This window comes from Kribbella sp. NPDC050470, from assembly GCF_044458365.1.
Lineage (GTDB): Bacteria > Actinomycetota > Actinomycetes > Propionibacteriales > Kribbellaceae > Kribbella.
Window position 1 is genome coordinate 384,246 of sequence record NZ_JBITHV010000002.1, and the last position, 15,444, is coordinate 399,689.

Here is a 15,444-nt window from a genome sequence, read left to right on the forward strand (position 1 = left end):
CCGTTCTTCCAGGCGTGGGACAACGTGCCGGGTCTAGCGAGGAACGATGCCGCTGCGCCCCTGCCACGAGCCGTGCTCCGACAGCGGCCGGAACCGCAGGGTCGCGAACTCATGGTGGAAGTCCCTGCGCCGGCGTTCGGCCATCGCGGCAGCATGACGCTCGGGCTCCGGGACACTGCTATGGCCGTGCACCATCTCCTCCATCTCGCCCACCGTCCGCCAAACAGAGAAGGTAGAGATCGTCCGCGGCGGGCGCATCGCGGCCAGCGCCAACGTGGCCCCCGGATGGTCACGAACCAGCCGCTCCACCGGCTTGCCCCACTTCAGGAACCTCGGCACCTCCAGCAGGCGCATCCGAGCCAGCGTGACCGCCACGACAGGTTCGGCAGGATCCCACTCCCCCGCCCTCGCCGGCAGGTCCGGCAGCGCCGCAAGCCGCGACCAACGACGAAGGAACTGCATACGCACATGCCAGCCCGCAGCCAACTCCCTGCCCATGCGGTGATCCGCCAGAAACGTCTCGACCGCCGCCTCGTCCTCCCACCGCGCGAACATCGCCATCCGACGCAACTGCATCCGAGCCGGCGAAACCGTCGGCGCACCGAGGCGCATCAGCGCCAGGCACTCGGCATACCGCAGCCCAGGCGTGGAAGACACAGCCGGCGCCTTCCACAGTGCCCCCACCGTCGTCGTCGGACGGAGCTCCGCAAGGTGAAACGTAAAGATCGTCATCGTCGGCCAACTGTCCCACGAGTGAGGGCCCGCAGCGCCGAGCACGGACTCACGCCAACAACCTGTAGATGTCATCTCAAGCACCGAGCTGTAGCCCTGTGGTCAAGGCGCGCGTAGCTCCTCGGACACTGAAATGGCCGATTCAGTTACTTCCAGCGGCACGATCTGTGCCCGTGTGTTTCTGTGGTTGGCGGGTTGTCCGTTTGGGCAAGAGTTGCCGCTGGCAACCGTCGGCTCACGGCGAGGACAGCCCCCGGAGGATAGCTCCGCAGCGACGCGGCCCGGCGTTGTCCGTGAGGACACCGCCGGGCCGCGGTTGCGCCAGGCTGCAGGTGGTCAGTCGGCTACCACCGCCTGCAGCACGTCGGCCTTGGCCGCGGACCGGGCCGGTCCGACGGCGGCCAGTACGCCGGCAACCGCCGCGAGCACCACATAGAGCGTGACCTGCAGGCCAGGGATCGAGATCGCCTTGATGCCCTCGTCCGCGAGGACCTGCGAGAGTGCCAGCCCCAGGCCGATGCCGAGGCCGGCTCCGGCCAGTGCGCCGATCAGCGAGATCACCACCGACTCCCAGCGCACCATCGCCCGGACCTGACCGCGCGTCATGCCGACCGCCCTCAGCAGGCCCAGCTCGCGGGTCCGCTCGAACACCGACAGCACCAGGGTGTTGACGATGCCCAGCAGCGCGATCAGCACCGCCAGCGCCAGCATCACGGTGACGAAGGTGAGCAGGTCGTCGATGAAGCCGCTGGCCTCTTTCTCGAAGCCCTTCCGGTCGAGCACCTTGGCGTCGGGGTGGTCGGCCAAGGCCGCCGTGATCGCCTTCTGCACGGTCGCCGTGTCGGCGCCGGCCGCGATGGTGACCAGACCGGACGCCGTGAGCTGCCTTCCGGCGTACGCCGTCTGACCAGCAGTGCTGATCACGAAGTCGTCACCGATCCAACCCTTGGTGTCGTAGATACCGGCCACGCGCAGGTTGTGCTTGCCGGTTTCCGCGAACTCTGCCGGGATCGTGTCACCCACCTTCCACCCGTGTGCGGTGGCGGCCGCCTTCTGCACCACCACTCCGTCGGTGCCGAGATCGGACAGCGAGCCAGACGACAATCCGAGGTTCAGCACGTCCGCGGCTGTCGCCGGGTCGACTGCGGAGTATTTCGAGTCCGCGCCGTCGAACCGTGCCTGGCCCCAGCCGCTCGCCGAAACCTTGTCGACGCCCGGGACGGCCTCGACCACCTTGATCACCTCGGGGCTGAAGCCCGGCGCCTGGGTGCTGGACGCAGTGACGAACAGGTCGGCGTTGGTCGACCCTCCGATGACATCGCCGAACGAGGCCTTCAGCGAGGACGCGAACACACCCATGCTCACGACCAGCGTCAGGCCGACCATCAGTGCGGCCGCCGTCGACGACGTACGACGCGGGTTGCGCATCGCGTTCTGCCTGGCCAGTTCGCCGGGCAGACCGCGCAGCCGCAGCGGCACTGCGATGAGCGATGCCAGCGGACGGGCGACGGCCGGCAGCAGCGTGATGACTCCGCCGACGATGCCCAGCAGGCCCAGGCCGAACAGCGCCATGCCGGCGTCGCCATACAGCGCCGAGAACATCCCGGTCAGGCCAGTGCCGGTGAGAACGACGCCGGTCGCGACGCGCTTCTTCGACGGGTTGCCGGCGCCGGGCACGGCTTCGCGCAATGCCTCCACCGGCAGCACCTTCGTCGCCCGGAAGGCCGGGACGAGAGCCGCCACGACGGTCACGATCGTACCCACCAGCAGCGAGACCCAGATCGTGCGCGGCTGCAGTTGCAGCGACGTGCTCGGCAGGCTGAAACCGACGACGTCCATCAGGAGCTTCAGCCCTTTGGCGACGCCGACGCCGAGACCGATGCCGACGGCCGAGGCGGAGACACCGAGCAGCGACGCCTCGATGATCAGGCTCCTGCTGACCTGGCGCCGGGTGGCGCCGATCGCCCGCAGCAGCGCGATCTCGCGGGACCGCTGCGTCACGGTCATCGTGAACGTGTTCCAGATGATGAACGATCCGACGAACAACGCGATGCCGGCAAAGATCATGAACATGTACCTGACGAACTTGAGGTCCTCGTTGATCGCGTCCGAGGCCTCCTTCGCCACGGTGGCTCCGGTGACCGCCTCCGCGCCGTCGGGCAGGGCAGCATCGATCCGCCGCGCCAGCTCGGCCTGGCTCACGCCGGGCTCGGCGCTGACCTCGATGGCGTCGAAGACTCCCGGTGAGCCGAGTACCTTCTGCGCGGTCGCTGCGTCGAAGTACGCCGACGTCGTACCGCCGAGGTTCTTCTCACCGCCGAAGCCGACGGTACCGACCACGGTGAACTCCTGAGTCGGACCACGGAGCAGCACCTTGATCGTGGAGCCGAGCGCGATGTGGTGTTCTTCCGCGCTGGTGGCGTCGATCGCCACCTCATGCGGTCCCGACGGTGCACTCCCACTGCGCAACTTGACGTCGCCGCGCAGCTTGGGGTCCGCCGGCATGCTGTAGCCCATGGTGGGGGCGCCACCACTGGTGAGCACGGCCCTGCCGTCGTTGTCGGTCAGCAGCGCGTAGCCGCTGACCTCGCCCTCGGCGGTGCGGACGCCGTCGACGCCGCGCACCTTCTGAAGTACGGAGGACGGGATGGGACCCCGGCTGGTGCCGGTGCCTTCGGACTGGGTGTAGGCGGCCTCGGCTCGGACTACCGCGTCGGTGCCGGAGGAGACCTTGCCGAACAGCTGGTCGAACGCCAGCCGCATGGTGTCGGTCAGGACGAGCGTGCCGGCCAGGAACGCGACTCCGAGTGCGATCGAGGCGACGGTGAGGACAAGTCGCAGCTTGTGCGCGAGCATGCCTCGCAGGGTTGCGGTGAACATCTGTCATGCTCCTAGGTGCTTCATGAAGTCGAGTACGGCGTCGGCGGTCGGCTCGTCCATCTCGTCGACGACGTGGCCGTCGGCCAGGAAGAGGACTCGGTCGGCGTAGCCGGATGCCGTCGGGTCGTGCGTGACCATGACGACGGTCTGGCCGAGCTCCCGGACCGCCGTGCGGAGGAAGCCGAGCAGCTCGGTGCCCGACGTCGAGTCGAGGGCACCGGTGGGTTCGTCGGCGAAGATGATCTGCGGTCGCGAGGCGAGGGCGCGAGCTGCGGCGACCCGTTGCTGCTGGCCGCCGGACAGCTCGGTGGGACGGTGGTCGAGCCGTTCGGCGAGGCCGAGCTTCTCGACGATCGACCGCACCCAGAAGTCGTCCGGCTTGCGGCCGGCGATGCGGATCGGGAGAACGATGTTCTCCGCGGCGCTCATCGTCGGCAACAGGTTGAACGACTGGAAGATGAAGCCGATCCGGTCCCGGCGCAGCAGCGTGAGTGCCTTGTCGTTGAGTGAGGTGATCCGGGTGCCCCCCACGTACACCTCACCCGAGGACGGCCGGTCGAGACCGGCGAGCATGTGCAGCAGGGTCGACTTTCCCGACCCTGACGGCCCCATGATGGCGGTGAATCTGCCTGCATCGAGGGCGACGTCGACGTCCTTCAGCGCGGCGACGACGGCGTCGCCGGTGCCGTAGAACTTGCTGACGCCCTCGGCCCGGGCGGCCGTGGTCCGGATGGTGGTGCTGGTGGTGACGGACATCTGATTTCTCCTACGTCTGTTTCTGCCCCCCGGTCGAGCGGCGTGTAACAAGCAAAGGCGTTCCGGAAGTTCGCGCCCATCGGGCTGGGCGCACGACGTCCGGGAGCTGGCCGCGTGCCATCTGCGGGCGATCGTGCGGCCAACCCCACCCTTAGGGGTTCGGGCAGAGCCCTCCCGCCGCGCCGCAGATGGGCGCAGACTGCAGAGGTGAGGAGGCGGTGGGGAAGAGGGCGATCCCGGCGCGAACGACTCGCTGCTGTGCTCGTGCTGGGCGGACTGGCCGGGTTCGTGCTGCTGGTGTACGTCGCCGTGGTGCTGGGCGGCGGCGTGCTGATCGGCCACACGTCGTCGCCGCATGTGGGGCTCTCCGTGCTTGCCACGGCGGTGGTCGCGCTGGGCTTCGAGCCGGTGCAGTCGTGGCTCGAGGACGTCGTGTCCCAGCTGGTGCGGGCCGGCCGCTTGTCGCCGTACGACGTCCTGAGCCGGTTCTCGGCCGCGTTGACCAGCACCTACGCGAACGAGGAGCTGCCGGTGCGGATGGCCAAGGTGCTCGCGGACGGCACCGGTGCCGCTGGCGCGCAGGTGTGGCTCGTCGTGGACGACCGGTTGACCCTCGCCGCTTCCTGGCCCCCTGGTGCCGGCTCGGCGGTCGGAGCACCCGGAGCCGGCAGCGTGCCCGGCCGGCGCGAGCTCCCGGTACGCCAGGCCGGAGACCTGCTGGGCGTGCTCGCCATTCAGGAACGCGACGACGTACCGCTCTCACCGGTCGAGGAACGGCTGTTCGCAGGGCTCGCGGACCAGGCCGGGCTTGTACTGCGCGGGGCCCGGCTGCGAGCTGAGCTCGGGCGTCGGTTCCAGGAACTGTCCACCCGGGCGGAGGAGCTGAGGATATCCCGGCAGCGACTCGTCGACGCGCAGGACGCCGAGCGACGACGGCTCGAACGCGACATTCACGACGGCGCCCAGCAGCACCTCGTGGCCCTTGCCGTGAACCTGCGACTGGCCCACACGCTGGCGGGGCGGTCGCCGGAGCGGGCCGATCGGCTGATCGCGGCGCAGGGTCCGGCGGCAACGGCAACGATCGACACGCTCATCAGCCTCTCCCGAGGCATCTATCCGAGCCTGCTCGTCGACGAGGGACTGGTCGCAGCACTGCGGACGGCGATCTCCACGAGCCCGGTCCCGGTCGAGCTCCACGAGGTCGGCACCGGCCGGTACTCCGCCGAGATCGAGGCCGCAGCGTACTTCTGCGTGCTGGAGGCATTGCAGAACGCCGCGAAGCATTCGTCCGCGCGGTCGATCCGGGTTGAGCTGCGAGGCGATCCCGACCGGCTCACGGCAATCGTCGGGGACGACGGATCCGGCATCGACCCCAGGACGACGGCTTCCGGCGCGGGTCTGGCCAACATGCGCGACCGCGTCGAGGCGGTGGGCGGCACGCTGACGATCGAGACCGCACCCGGCCGCGGCACCATCGTCGAGGCGCGGTTGCCATGCCTTCACATTCCGGACCGACAGAAAGGCTGACATGTACGCCCGGGTGGCTTGGACGCTGACGGCAATCACCGTGCTGGTCGCGGTCGGAGACGTCTCGATCACCGCGAGGTACTGGCCGCTGCTGTCCGAGGACGCCGTCGCCGTCCACGGCTTCCCGTTCGTCCAAGCCGCGGCCGTGGGCTCGGCCGCGATGGGGGCGCTGATCGTGTCGCGGTATGCCCGGCATCCGATCGGCTGGCTGCTCTGCCTGACCGGTGTCAGCGGATCGATCTCGCTGCTGACCGAGGCCTACAGCTTCTGGGTGCTGAGGTATGACGGCCCCGGGCCGCGGAGCGTCGGGAGCGTCGCCGGATGGACCGCCGTACTGCTCGGCGGCCAACTCATCCTCGGCGCGCTGGCGATCATGTACCTGGTCGCGCCGGACGGGCACTTCCTGTCCCGCCGCTGGCGCATCGCGGGCATAGCGACGCTCGCAGGGCTCGGCTGCTGGACCGCTGGACAGCTCACCGTGTCGCCGACCGAGTTCGACATCGACATGCAGCAGGCCGGCCCTGTCGGCAGCGTGCTCTTCACCGCCGGCATCCTCCTCACCGTCGGTGGTCTCATCGCCGCCACCGTGTGCATGTTCCGGCGGCTGCGGCTCAGCCGAGGCGTGCAACGGCAGCAACTGCGGTTGATCGCCGTGTCTGTTCTGCTGGCGGTGGTGGGCCTGGTCTGGCTGCTCGTCGTCCAACTGTTCAACGGCGGACGGCAGACCTGGGCCGCGAGCCTCCCGCTGTTCGTCTCCTACTTCTGCCTGCCGATCCTGTTCGCCATCGCCGTACTGCGCTACCGGCTGTACGACATCGAGGTGATCATCAACCGCGCCGTCGTACTCGCTGTCGGCACCGCATTCGCGGCGATCGGGTACACAGGCCTGGTCGTGGCGGTCGCGGCAGTCGTCAACACCCAGACGAACGGGTTCTGGCTGTCGCTCTTCGCTACGTCGCTGGTCGCCCTCGCCTTCCAGCCGCTGCGACGGCGAGTCGTCAGGTTCGCGAACCGGCTCGCCTACGGCTCGCGGGCGCTTCCCTACGAGGCACTCGCGGACTTCAGCCGGCGCCTGACCGAGACACCGTCACCGCAGACACTGCTTCCGGCCGTCGCCGAAGCGGCCGGCCGTGCGGTGTCCGCAGCAAGCTCGACCGCCGTACTGCGCGTGCCCGGCGCGGGAGATATGCCGGAACACTGGCCGACCGGCACGCCGCACCGGCAGCCGGAGTACGAAGCGCCCGTACGACACGGTGGCGACACCCTCGGCAGCATAGGAGTCACCATGCCGAAGGGCCGTCGGCTCCGCGCGGTCGACGAACGACTGCTGCACGACCTGGCCGACCAGACCGCGCAGGCGTTCCGCAATGCCGCGATCGAGGCCGAGCTGGCTGAGCACGTGGCGGCCCTCGACCGGACCACACAAGCACTGACCGAGTCGCGGCGACGGATCATCGCGGCCGACGACGCGGCCCGCCGCCAACTGGAGTCGGCGATCTCGCGGGAGGTGCTGCCACACCTCGACACGATGCCCGCCCAGCTCGGCAGCCTGAGCGTCGCGGCATCGGGGTCCGCCACCCTGGACGAGCTCGAACGACTCGTGACCCGGACCAACACGGCGCTGGAGTCCTTGCGCGAACTGACCCGTGGCGTGTTCCCGACCCAGCTCGCCCGGTCGGGTCTGGTGCCGGCTTTGCGGTCACACCTGGCACGAAGCAGGCCGGAGGCCGCCCTGCACGTCGAGCCGTCGGCCGTCCGGCGGTTCCCTGCCAGGGTCGAGGCGGCGGTCTACTTCTGCTGCGTCGAGGCCCTGAGTGCCGGCTCCGGATCCGCCGAGGTCGGCCTGCTGACGATGGGACCGGACTTGGTACTGCGGATTCGGGGAGTCGCTCGGGCCGAGGTCGATGTACAGGCAATCGTCGACCGTGTCGAGGCTGTGGGCGGGTCGCCGTCCCTCGGTGACGGGGACGTGCTGTCGATCAGCATTCCGCTTGGCGAGGCTGGGTCGGCGGCCACGTCGTAGCCGCGGCCCACGTGGCTGTCAGCCGGTCCGGGCCGAACGCGGCCTTCGCGACGTACGACGCAGCACCGCAACCGGAGATGTCGATGTCGTCCTCGTCGTACGTCGAGAGCAGGACGACGACCGGCGCGTCAGGGTCGAGCGTCATACGCCGGGTGGCCTCGATACCGTCGATGCCGGGCAGGTTGACGTCCATGAGGACCAGATCGGGGCGCAGCCGGGCGACGGCAGCGAGCGACTCCTCGCCCGACCCGGCGGAGTCCACGACGACGAAGCCGTCCGTCTCGGAGACGACAGCGGCGATCGCCCGGCGGAACGTCTCCTGGTCGTCTACGACCAGGACGCGCACATCTGGCACCCGCACACCTCCTCGGCGCCATCATGGCGCGGCCGCCACCCCCGACGACATGGTGCTGGCCGCCGTAGACCGTGCGGCTGTCCCACCCTCATGCCCGGTCCGGTCAGCGTGCGGAGGGACCGCCGGTGGCTTCGAGGAAGGCGAGCACCGCCATCACCCGGCGATTGACATCGGCCTCATCGGTAAGACCCAGCTTCTGGAACACCGAGCCGACGTGCTTCTCGACGGCGCGCTCACTCATGAACAGGGCCTTTGCTGTCGCCGAGTTGCTGCGACCGGCCGCCATCGCCTCGAGCACCTCGCGCTCGCGGTCGGTCAGCCCGAGCAACGGTGACCGCGATTCCTGCGCCTTGCGCGCGAGCAGTCCCTCCACTACTCGCGGATCGAGGACCGAGCCGCCCCGCGCGACGTCGTGGAGCGCCCGGACCAGTTCGTCGCCCTGCGAGATGCGCTCCTTCAGCAGGTAGCCGAGCCCGGCGACGCCTTCGGACAGCAGGTCGAACGCATAATCCTCCTCGACGTACTGTGACAGCACCACGACCCCGGTGGACGGATGGCCGGCCCGGATCCGCTTGGCGGCGTCGATGCCTTCGGTCGTGAACGTCGGAGGCATCCGGATGTCGGTGAGTACAGCGTCCGGCCGGTACTCGGCAACGGCCTCGATCAGCGAGCCCGGATCGGTGACCGTCGCGACCAGCTCGATGTCGTCGGTCTCGGACAGCAGCGCGGCGACACCCTCGCGCACCAGAAGGTTGTCCTCGGCGAAGACGACGCGCAGCACCACGGCACCACTGTAGGCCCGACGTCCACCACCCACGTCGCGACGAACCCGTCGTCCCACGGTCGTGCCGCCCGGGAAGGCGGCGCAGAGGCGTCCTCAGACGTTGACGCTGACGCGTGTGGTCAAGGTGCGTTTTCCTCCCCGGACACGTCGGTGCAAGGGCTAGGGATGGAAGGAGCCGAGCTCGCTTGCCGCGGTGCGGTCGGGTGCGACGGCCAGCCGGTCGCGGATGGTGTGTTGGAACTCCTGGAACGCCGGCAGTGCGGCCAACACCTGCTCGATCAGCTCGCGGTTCCGGGCGGCGGTCTCGGGGGTGGTCTGGTAGCGGATCATTGTGGTCGTGCTCATCGGGCGCGTCCTTAGGTCGTAGCTGGAACCTGCTGTGGTGGCGTCGACCTATCGTTGGTGCGGCCGGGTAGCCACAGGCCGGCGGCCGCCCCGGCCAGCGAGATCGCGGCGGCCACCTTGATGGCCGGACCGAACCCGTCGGCGAAGGTCTGGGCCGATGCCGTGCCGCCGAATCCGGAGAACACCGCGACGCCGACCGCGATACCGAACACGCCGCCCAGCTCCCGCATCGTGCTGTTGACACCGGCGGCCTTGCCGATGTCGGCGTGGCCGACGGCGCTGACGACCGAGCTCTGTACCGCGGGCAGCGCCATCGACACACCGCAGCCGGCGACCACGAGCGGCGGCACCAGGGCGCCGTACGACATCCCGGGTTCGGCGATCGAGGCGACCCAGAACAGGCCGATCGCCTGCAGTGCCAGCCCGCCCGCCATCAGCGGCCGCTCGCCGACCCTGTCGGTCAGCGCACCTGCCAGCGGCGCGCACAAGAACAGCGTCACGGTCCAGGGCAGCAGCCGTAGCCCGGCGTCGAACGGCCCGTAGCCGAAGGTGGTCTGGAGGAACTGGGCGAAGAAGAACACGGCCGTGAACAGGGCGCCGAACGTGCAGAAGATCGCCACATTGCCGGCCGCGAAGGCCCGGTGCCGGAACAACCTCAGCGGCACCATCGGGTACGGCGCCCGCGCCTGCCAGCCGATGAACATGGCCAGCAGGGCGACGCCGCCGAGCAGGGCGCCGAGGATCTCCGGGCTGGTCCAGCCGGCGGTGTTGCCGCGGACCAGGCCCCAGACCAGGCCGAGCGCGCCGGCGGTGACCAGTGCCAGCCCGCGCAGGTCGAACGACGTGTCCGGGCCATGGCTTTCCGGCAGTTTGCGCAGCGCGAGCGGTACGGCGACCAGGCCGATCGGCACGTTCAGCCAGAAGATCGCCTCCCACGCCAGCCCGTCCGCCACGGCGCCGCCGACCAGTGGGCCGCAGGCGACGGCCAGGCCGGTGACACCTTCCAGGACGCCGATCGCCAGCCCGCGCCGGTCAGCCGGAAAGGTGGCACTGACGATCGCCAGCGCCAGGGTCATGACCAGCGCCGCGCCGGCCCCCTGCACCACCCGGGCGGCGATCAGCGCACCGACGCCGCCGGACACCGCGCACGCCGCGGACCCCGCGGTGAACAAGGCCAGCCCGGCGGCGAACATCCGGCGCCGTCCGAGCCGGTCGCCCGCCACCGCGGCCGGCATGAGCAGGACCGCGAAGGTCAGGTTGTAGGCGTTGACAGTCCATTCCAAGTCCTCGAGCGAGGCACCCAGATCGCGCTGGATGGTACTCAGAGCAGTGGACACGACCAGCGTGTCCAAGGCGGCCATCAGCGAGGCCAGCGATCCCAGCACAAGGGCCCAACGGCGGGCCGACAGGCCCATCGCAGAAGTCGTGTTCACTCGTTCTCCATCCGGTGTCGGCACACTGTCAGGGATGGATACCGGCGCGCAGATCGGAATTCGTCGGGTTCGGGCCGACGAGTTCGACCGGCGCAGCCGGTAGGTACAGGTGCCGGCAGGCCTTCGCCGGCCATCCTGACCAATCGGAGGGCGGACCTGGTGGACACCATGACCGAAGCGGACTTCGTCCGGCGCGCGGAGGACTTCCGCCGCGAACTGCTGGTGCACTGTTACCGGATGCTCGGCTCGATCCACGACGCCGAGGACCTGGTACAGGAGACCTACCTGCGGGCGTGGCGGGCCTTCGACGTCTACGACCCGGACCGGTCGTCGCTACGGACCTGGCTGTACCGGATCGCGACCAACGCCTGCCTGACCGCGCTCGAGCAGCGATCCCGCCGGGCGCTGCCCTCGGACCTGCGCGGGGCCACCACCGACCCCCGGGTCGACCCCGGCCCGGACGCCACGGAGATTCCCTGGCTGGAGCCGGTGCCGGATTCCTGGGTGTTCAACTCGCAGGCCGACCCGGTGGCCGTCGCGGAATCCCGTGAGCAGGTCCGGCTAGCACTGATCGCGGCCCTGCAACACCTGCCACCGCGCCAGCGCGCGGTGCTGATCCTGCGCGACGTACTCGGGATGAGATCCGCCGAGACGGCCGACCTGGTCGGGATATCCGTGACTGCCGCGGACAGCGCCCTGCGTCGGGCTCGGAGCCGGATCGAGCGGCTGGCGCCCACGGCCGAGCAGGTCGCGCCACTCGACGACGCCGAGACCCGCGACCTGCTCCGCCGCTACGTCGACGCCTTCGAACAGGCCGACATTGCGGCCCTCACCAGCCTGCTCGCCGAAGACGCGGTCTGGGAGATGCCGCCTGTCCCGACCTGGTACGCCGGACGCGCCGCCGTGGCCGGACTGGTAGCGAGCAAGTGGCCGCCCACCGGTGCGCGAATGCTCCCCACGGCAGCCAACGGCCAGCCGGCCTTCGGCTACTACGCCCCGGACGGCGCCGACAAGTACCGCGCGCACTCCCTCCAGGTGCTCACCCTCGCCAACCGGCACGTCACCCACGTGGTCTCGTTCCATTCCCCCGAACTCTTCGAGCCGTTCGGACTCCCAGCCGTCGTGACGGCCTAGCCACCGAAACCATCGCCGTGCGGGCGGTCCGATGACGACCCGCACGACGACTCAGCTCAGGACACATTGGTACGGAACCTGGCCGACATGGTCGGCCGCGATCATGACGCCGGGCTTGAGTCACACGACTCCACCATGTATTTGCGCGCAGGCGACGAGGATTCGCTGCGCCGAACGCCCGAAATCTCCCCGACGCACACTGCTTTGACGGCTTACGAAGATCCAAGTCTCAAGGGGTACCACGAGTCACGCCGGCGTTATGTCGCGGACGATGCGTACGATTCGCTTTTCAACTCCATCGGCGAAGCCCGCGGCTCAGTGCTGGTCGGCGGCTCGGTCGCAGCGATCTGGACGTGGGACCGCCGGCACGGCCGCGTTGATGTCGACGTCGTCAGGCAACTGTCCGAGCGCTCGCGCAACGACATCGCCGACGTGACCGCCGGCGCCGCGCAATTCCTCCGACTGCACGTCGTAGAAAGGTGACCACTTCTTCATGACCGCGACGACGTCTGGCTTCACGATCCTGAGTGCGGCGGCTGGTTCCGGCAAGTCCGGCCTTTCAGTCGGCTTCGCGCGGATCCTGCGCTCCCGCGGGTTGGAGGTGCAGGCGTTCAAACCGGTCAGCGTGGTCAACCTCGCCGACACGACTTGCCCCGAGCCGGACCTCTGGCGGCGCGGCGCGTTCTACAACTGCAACGCGGCCGACCAGCCGGTCTCCTGGTGGAACGCACCGGTCGTGGTGGTGCCCGCCGCAGACGGGCAGGCTGGTGAGATCTTCGTCGGCGGTTCACCTGCCGGTGAGGTGCCGATCTCAACCGCGACGAAGGCACCTTTTCGCATCGACCGGATGACTCCGCGGGTCCCGTCAGGCCCGCACTTCACACCACGCGATCTGTCCGAGGAGGACGTCACGCGACTCACGTCCACAATGTCTCGACCTCGGTCTACAGGCCTCTCTGCTCAGGCTCAAGGCCCGTTCAAGACTGCAGAGTCTGCAGATGCCGTAAGTGCGCCAGCTCGGTCGCGGCCGCTGCGTGCCAGCGGGCCTCCTCCTGGCTTCTTGACGTCGCCCAGCACAACGACCGCGGAGCTGTTGTCTTGACAGCCATGCGCTGACCGGATCGGACGCCGTCTCGGTCGACGTTGCGCCGAGAATCGCCAGCATGAGCGCCATACATGCACACCGGCCAACAAACCGTACGCCCCGGGCAATGGTTGCCGCATCTGGAGCTGCTGTCGCATCGGAAACGGCGCGGCCGTCAAGACGCTGTCGAGCGTCCTTTTGAGCAACGTCGTGTTGCCGAACTACGCGCGGCTGCTGATGGCAACTGACGTCCCGCCGAGCTCAGTGGTCAATCGATGGACGCGGCGCGAGCATGCACGCTCGATCCAGGGCAGGTCTGGCGCCCGGCCTCCCGCGTACGTCACAGCCGCCGCTCTCAGTGGGGATGGGCCTCCCAGAGAGGCACTCCGGCGAGGCGGGCGGTGGTGACCTCGGCGAAGTTGGGACAATGCAGAATGTTCTCGTGGGGACAGCGCAGGGCGTGTTCGAGGGCCTCGCGGGCAGCCTCGGCTTTGGCGATGTGCGCGTCGAGCTCGGCCAGTTTGCGGTGGGCGAGCTGACGCCAGTCGTCTGCCAGCCGACGAGAGGCGATCAGCGTTTTCAACTCGCGCAGTGAGAATCCGACATCTTGCAGCAGCAGGATGATCCCAACGTCCTGTGCCGCTGACAGCGGGTAGCGGCGCTCGCCCGCGACGCGGGCCGGGGGCGGCATCACGCCGAGCTCTTCCCAGTAGCGCAGCGCTGAGGTGGCGACGCCCGTGCGACGCGCCAACTCGCCGATGGTCAAAGTCTGATCCGTCATCTTGCCTTCAAGGCTACTTGAAGCCATATGACTGGCGTTGTGGAACCACGTCGCGCACCACGCGCTCAACGCCCAGCACTCACACAGCTGTGTCCGCGCAGCGATGGACGAGTTAGGAGTCCTGATGCGCAACCCCCACCATCCGGCTCGTGACACCGACGAGCCGCAGGAGTCCGCGGACCCGCGCCGCTGGAAGGCGCTCGCGGCGATCTGCACAGCGCAGTTCATGCTGATCCTGGATCTGACTGTCGTCAACGTCGCCCTGCCCGACCTCGGCGCCGACCTGGACCTGAGCCGTACGGCGTCCACCTGGGCGGTCAGCGCCTACGTACTGTTCTTCGGCGGGCTGATCCTGCTCGGCGGCCGGCTCGCCGACCGGTTCGGCTCCCGGACCATGATGCTGATCGGCCTGGTCATCTTCACCCTCGCCTCGCTCGCCTGCGGCCTGGCGCAGAACGAGATCCTCCTGATCGGCGGTCGCATCGGCCAGGGCGTCGGGGCCGCGCTGCTGTCCCCCGCGGCGTTGCGGGCCATCACCGGCATCTTCCACGGCGAGGAACGCAACCGAGCCCTGAGCGTATGGGCCTCTCTCGGCGGCATCGGCTTCGCCGCCGGGGTGCTCATCGGCGGACTCCTCACCAGCGGCCCCGGCTGGCGCTGGGTCTTCTTCATCAACGTTCCGATCGGCGTCATCCTGCTGGCCGGCATCCGCGCCATGGTGCCGCCGTCGCACCCGGACCGCGCCGCCCGACGCCTCGACGTACTGGGCGCGGTGACCGTCACCGCCGCCACCGGCTTGCTCATCTACGGCATGGTCAACGCCGGCGACACAGGCTGGACGGATCTCCGTACGATTGTGCCCATCGCGGCCGCCATCGTCCTGTACGGCGTGTTCGCCGCCGTCGAGCGCAGCACACAGACTCCCCTCATGCACCCGAGCCTGCTGTCGCGCCGTCCGATCGCGACCGGCGCGTTCCTGATGTTCATCGCGGCAGGCGTGACCATCGCGGACCTCTTTCTCGGTTCGCAGTACCTGCAGCACCTTCGCGGCCTCAGCGCTCTGGAGACCGGCCTGTTCTTCCTGCCCGCAGCCTTGGCCCTCATGATCGGAGCCATCGCTGCCGGCCGCTTGCTCGGCATCATCGGCGCGCGCCCGGTCGCCCTGGTCGGACTGGCCATGGTTGCTATCGGCAACGGTCTTCTCATCGGCTTGTCGGCAGGCGGCAACGTCTATGTCGAGGCCCTTCCCGGCATTGTGGTGTTCGCACTGGGCGGAGGTCCGCTGTTCGTCGCCGCGACCACCTCGGCCCTGGGCCGCGCTGCGCAGCACGAGGCCGGCCTGATATCCGGCGTTATCTACACCTTCAACCAACTCGGTGCCGCGATCTGTGTCGCGGTGGCCTCCACAGTCGCCGCCGCGGGTCTCGCCAACACACCCTCGATCGAGGGGTTCAAAGACGCCTTCACAGTGTTCACTGTCGTCGCCGCCGTGGCCGCGGTCCTCGCACTCGGCCTCGTACCGCGCCGCAAACCCCGATGACCGCTACCCACCCGCCCGATGACTCGGCCTGGGTCTCGCGCCGCACGGCTTCGACCCGAAGAAAATGGTG

The 15,444-nt window shown here is 69.1% G+C and carries 14 protein-coding genes; 6 read left to right on the top strand and 8 right to left on the bottom strand.

Annotated elements, in window-relative coordinates; translation table 11 throughout:
* Window positions 1-33 precede the first annotated feature (33 nt).
* The 3 genes from ACIBGM_RS06430 to ACIBGM_RS06440 all read right to left on the bottom strand — a co-directional run bounded on the left by ACIBGM_RS06430 (window position 34) and on the right by ACIBGM_RS06440 (window position 4,368).
* Window positions 34-561, bottom strand: a complete 528-nt coding sequence (locus ACIBGM_RS06430; RefSeq protein ID WP_396384686.1) for a hypothetical protein — start codon at window positions 559-561, stop codon at window positions 34-36.
* Between the two features lie 507 nt (window positions 562-1,068).
* Window positions 1,069-3,612, bottom strand: a complete 2,544-nt coding sequence (locus tag ACIBGM_RS06435) for an ABC transporter permease (protein WP_396384687.1) — start codon at window positions 3,610-3,612, stop codon at window positions 1,069-1,071.
* A gap of 3 nt (window positions 3,613-3,615) precedes the next feature.
* Window positions 3,616-4,368, bottom strand: a complete 753-nt coding sequence (locus ACIBGM_RS06440; protein WP_396384688.1) for an ABC transporter ATP-binding protein — start codon at window positions 4,366-4,368, stop codon at window positions 3,616-3,618.
* Window positions 4,369-4,626: 258 nt separating this feature from the next.
* Between ACIBGM_RS06440 and ACIBGM_RS06445 the strand changes: the two genes are divergently transcribed.
* Entirely contained in the window at window positions 4,627-5,895 is a 1,269-nt protein-coding gene (locus ACIBGM_RS06445; protein WP_396384689.1) for an ATP-binding protein, read from the top strand.
* Window position 5,896: 1 nt separating this feature from the next.
* Window positions 5,897-7,918 carry a hypothetical protein gene (locus ACIBGM_RS06450; RefSeq protein WP_396384690.1) on the top strand — a complete coding sequence of 674 codons (2,022 nt, stop codon included), beginning with the start codon at window positions 5,897-5,899 and terminating at the stop codon, window positions 7,916-7,918.
* On the opposite strand, the gene ACIBGM_RS06455 is transcribed toward ACIBGM_RS06450, so the two are convergent.
* From ACIBGM_RS06455 to ACIBGM_RS06470, 4 genes are all read right to left on the bottom strand, one after another.
* Entirely contained in the window at window positions 7,875-8,273 is a 399-nt protein-coding gene (locus ACIBGM_RS06455; RefSeq protein ID WP_396384691.1) for a response regulator transcription factor, read from the bottom strand. The two genes, ACIBGM_RS06450 and ACIBGM_RS06455, sit on opposite strands and share 44 nt — an antisense overlap.
* 103 nt (window positions 8,274-8,376) lie before the next feature.
* Window positions 8,377-9,057 carry a response regulator transcription factor gene (locus ACIBGM_RS06460; RefSeq protein ID WP_360531234.1) on the bottom strand — a complete coding sequence of 227 codons (681 nt, stop codon included), beginning with the start codon at window positions 9,055-9,057 and terminating at the stop codon, window positions 8,377-8,379.
* A gap of 159 nt (window positions 9,058-9,216) precedes the next feature.
* Window positions 9,217-9,402, bottom strand: a complete 186-nt coding sequence (locus ACIBGM_RS06465; RefSeq protein ID WP_360531237.1) for a hypothetical protein — start codon at window positions 9,400-9,402, stop codon at window positions 9,217-9,219.
* A gap of 11 nt (window positions 9,403-9,413) precedes the next feature.
* Entirely contained in the window at window positions 9,414-10,835 is a 1,422-nt protein-coding gene (locus ACIBGM_RS06470) for an MFS transporter (protein WP_396384692.1), read from the bottom strand.
* Window positions 10,836-11,003: 168 nt separating this feature from the next.
* Between ACIBGM_RS06470 and ACIBGM_RS06475 the strand changes: the two genes are divergently transcribed.
* The 3 genes from ACIBGM_RS06475 to ACIBGM_RS06485 all read left to right on the top strand — a co-directional run bounded on the left by ACIBGM_RS06475 (window position 11,004) and on the right by ACIBGM_RS06485 (window position 13,071).
* Window positions 11,004-11,969 carry a sigma-70 family RNA polymerase sigma factor gene (locus tag ACIBGM_RS06475; protein WP_396384693.1) on the top strand — a complete coding sequence of 322 codons (966 nt, stop codon included), beginning with the start codon at window positions 11,004-11,006 and terminating at the stop codon, window positions 11,967-11,969.
* Window positions 11,970-12,056: 87 nt separating this feature from the next.
* Complete coding sequence (locus ACIBGM_RS06480) at window positions 12,057-12,452, top strand: DNA glycosylase AlkZ-like family protein (RefSeq protein ID WP_396384694.1); 396 nt, start codon at window positions 12,057-12,059, stop codon at window positions 12,450-12,452.
* Window positions 12,453-12,462: 10 nt separating this feature from the next.
* Window positions 12,463-13,071 carry a hypothetical protein gene (locus ACIBGM_RS06485; protein WP_396384695.1) on the top strand — a complete coding sequence of 203 codons (609 nt, stop codon included), beginning with the start codon at window positions 12,463-12,465 and terminating at the stop codon, window positions 13,069-13,071.
* A gap of 337 nt (window positions 13,072-13,408) precedes the next feature.
* On the opposite strand, the gene ACIBGM_RS06490 is transcribed toward ACIBGM_RS06485, so the two are convergent.
* Window positions 13,409-13,834, bottom strand: a complete 426-nt coding sequence (locus tag ACIBGM_RS06490; protein WP_396384696.1) for a MerR family transcriptional regulator — start codon at window positions 13,832-13,834, stop codon at window positions 13,409-13,411.
* 124 nt (window positions 13,835-13,958) lie between these two features.
* On the opposite strand from ACIBGM_RS06490, the gene ACIBGM_RS06495 reads away from it, so the two are divergent.
* Complete coding sequence (locus ACIBGM_RS06495; protein WP_396384697.1) at window positions 13,959-15,374, top strand: MFS transporter; 1,416 nt, start codon at window positions 13,959-13,961, stop codon at window positions 15,372-15,374.
* Window positions 15,375-15,444: the final 70 nt, after the last annotated feature.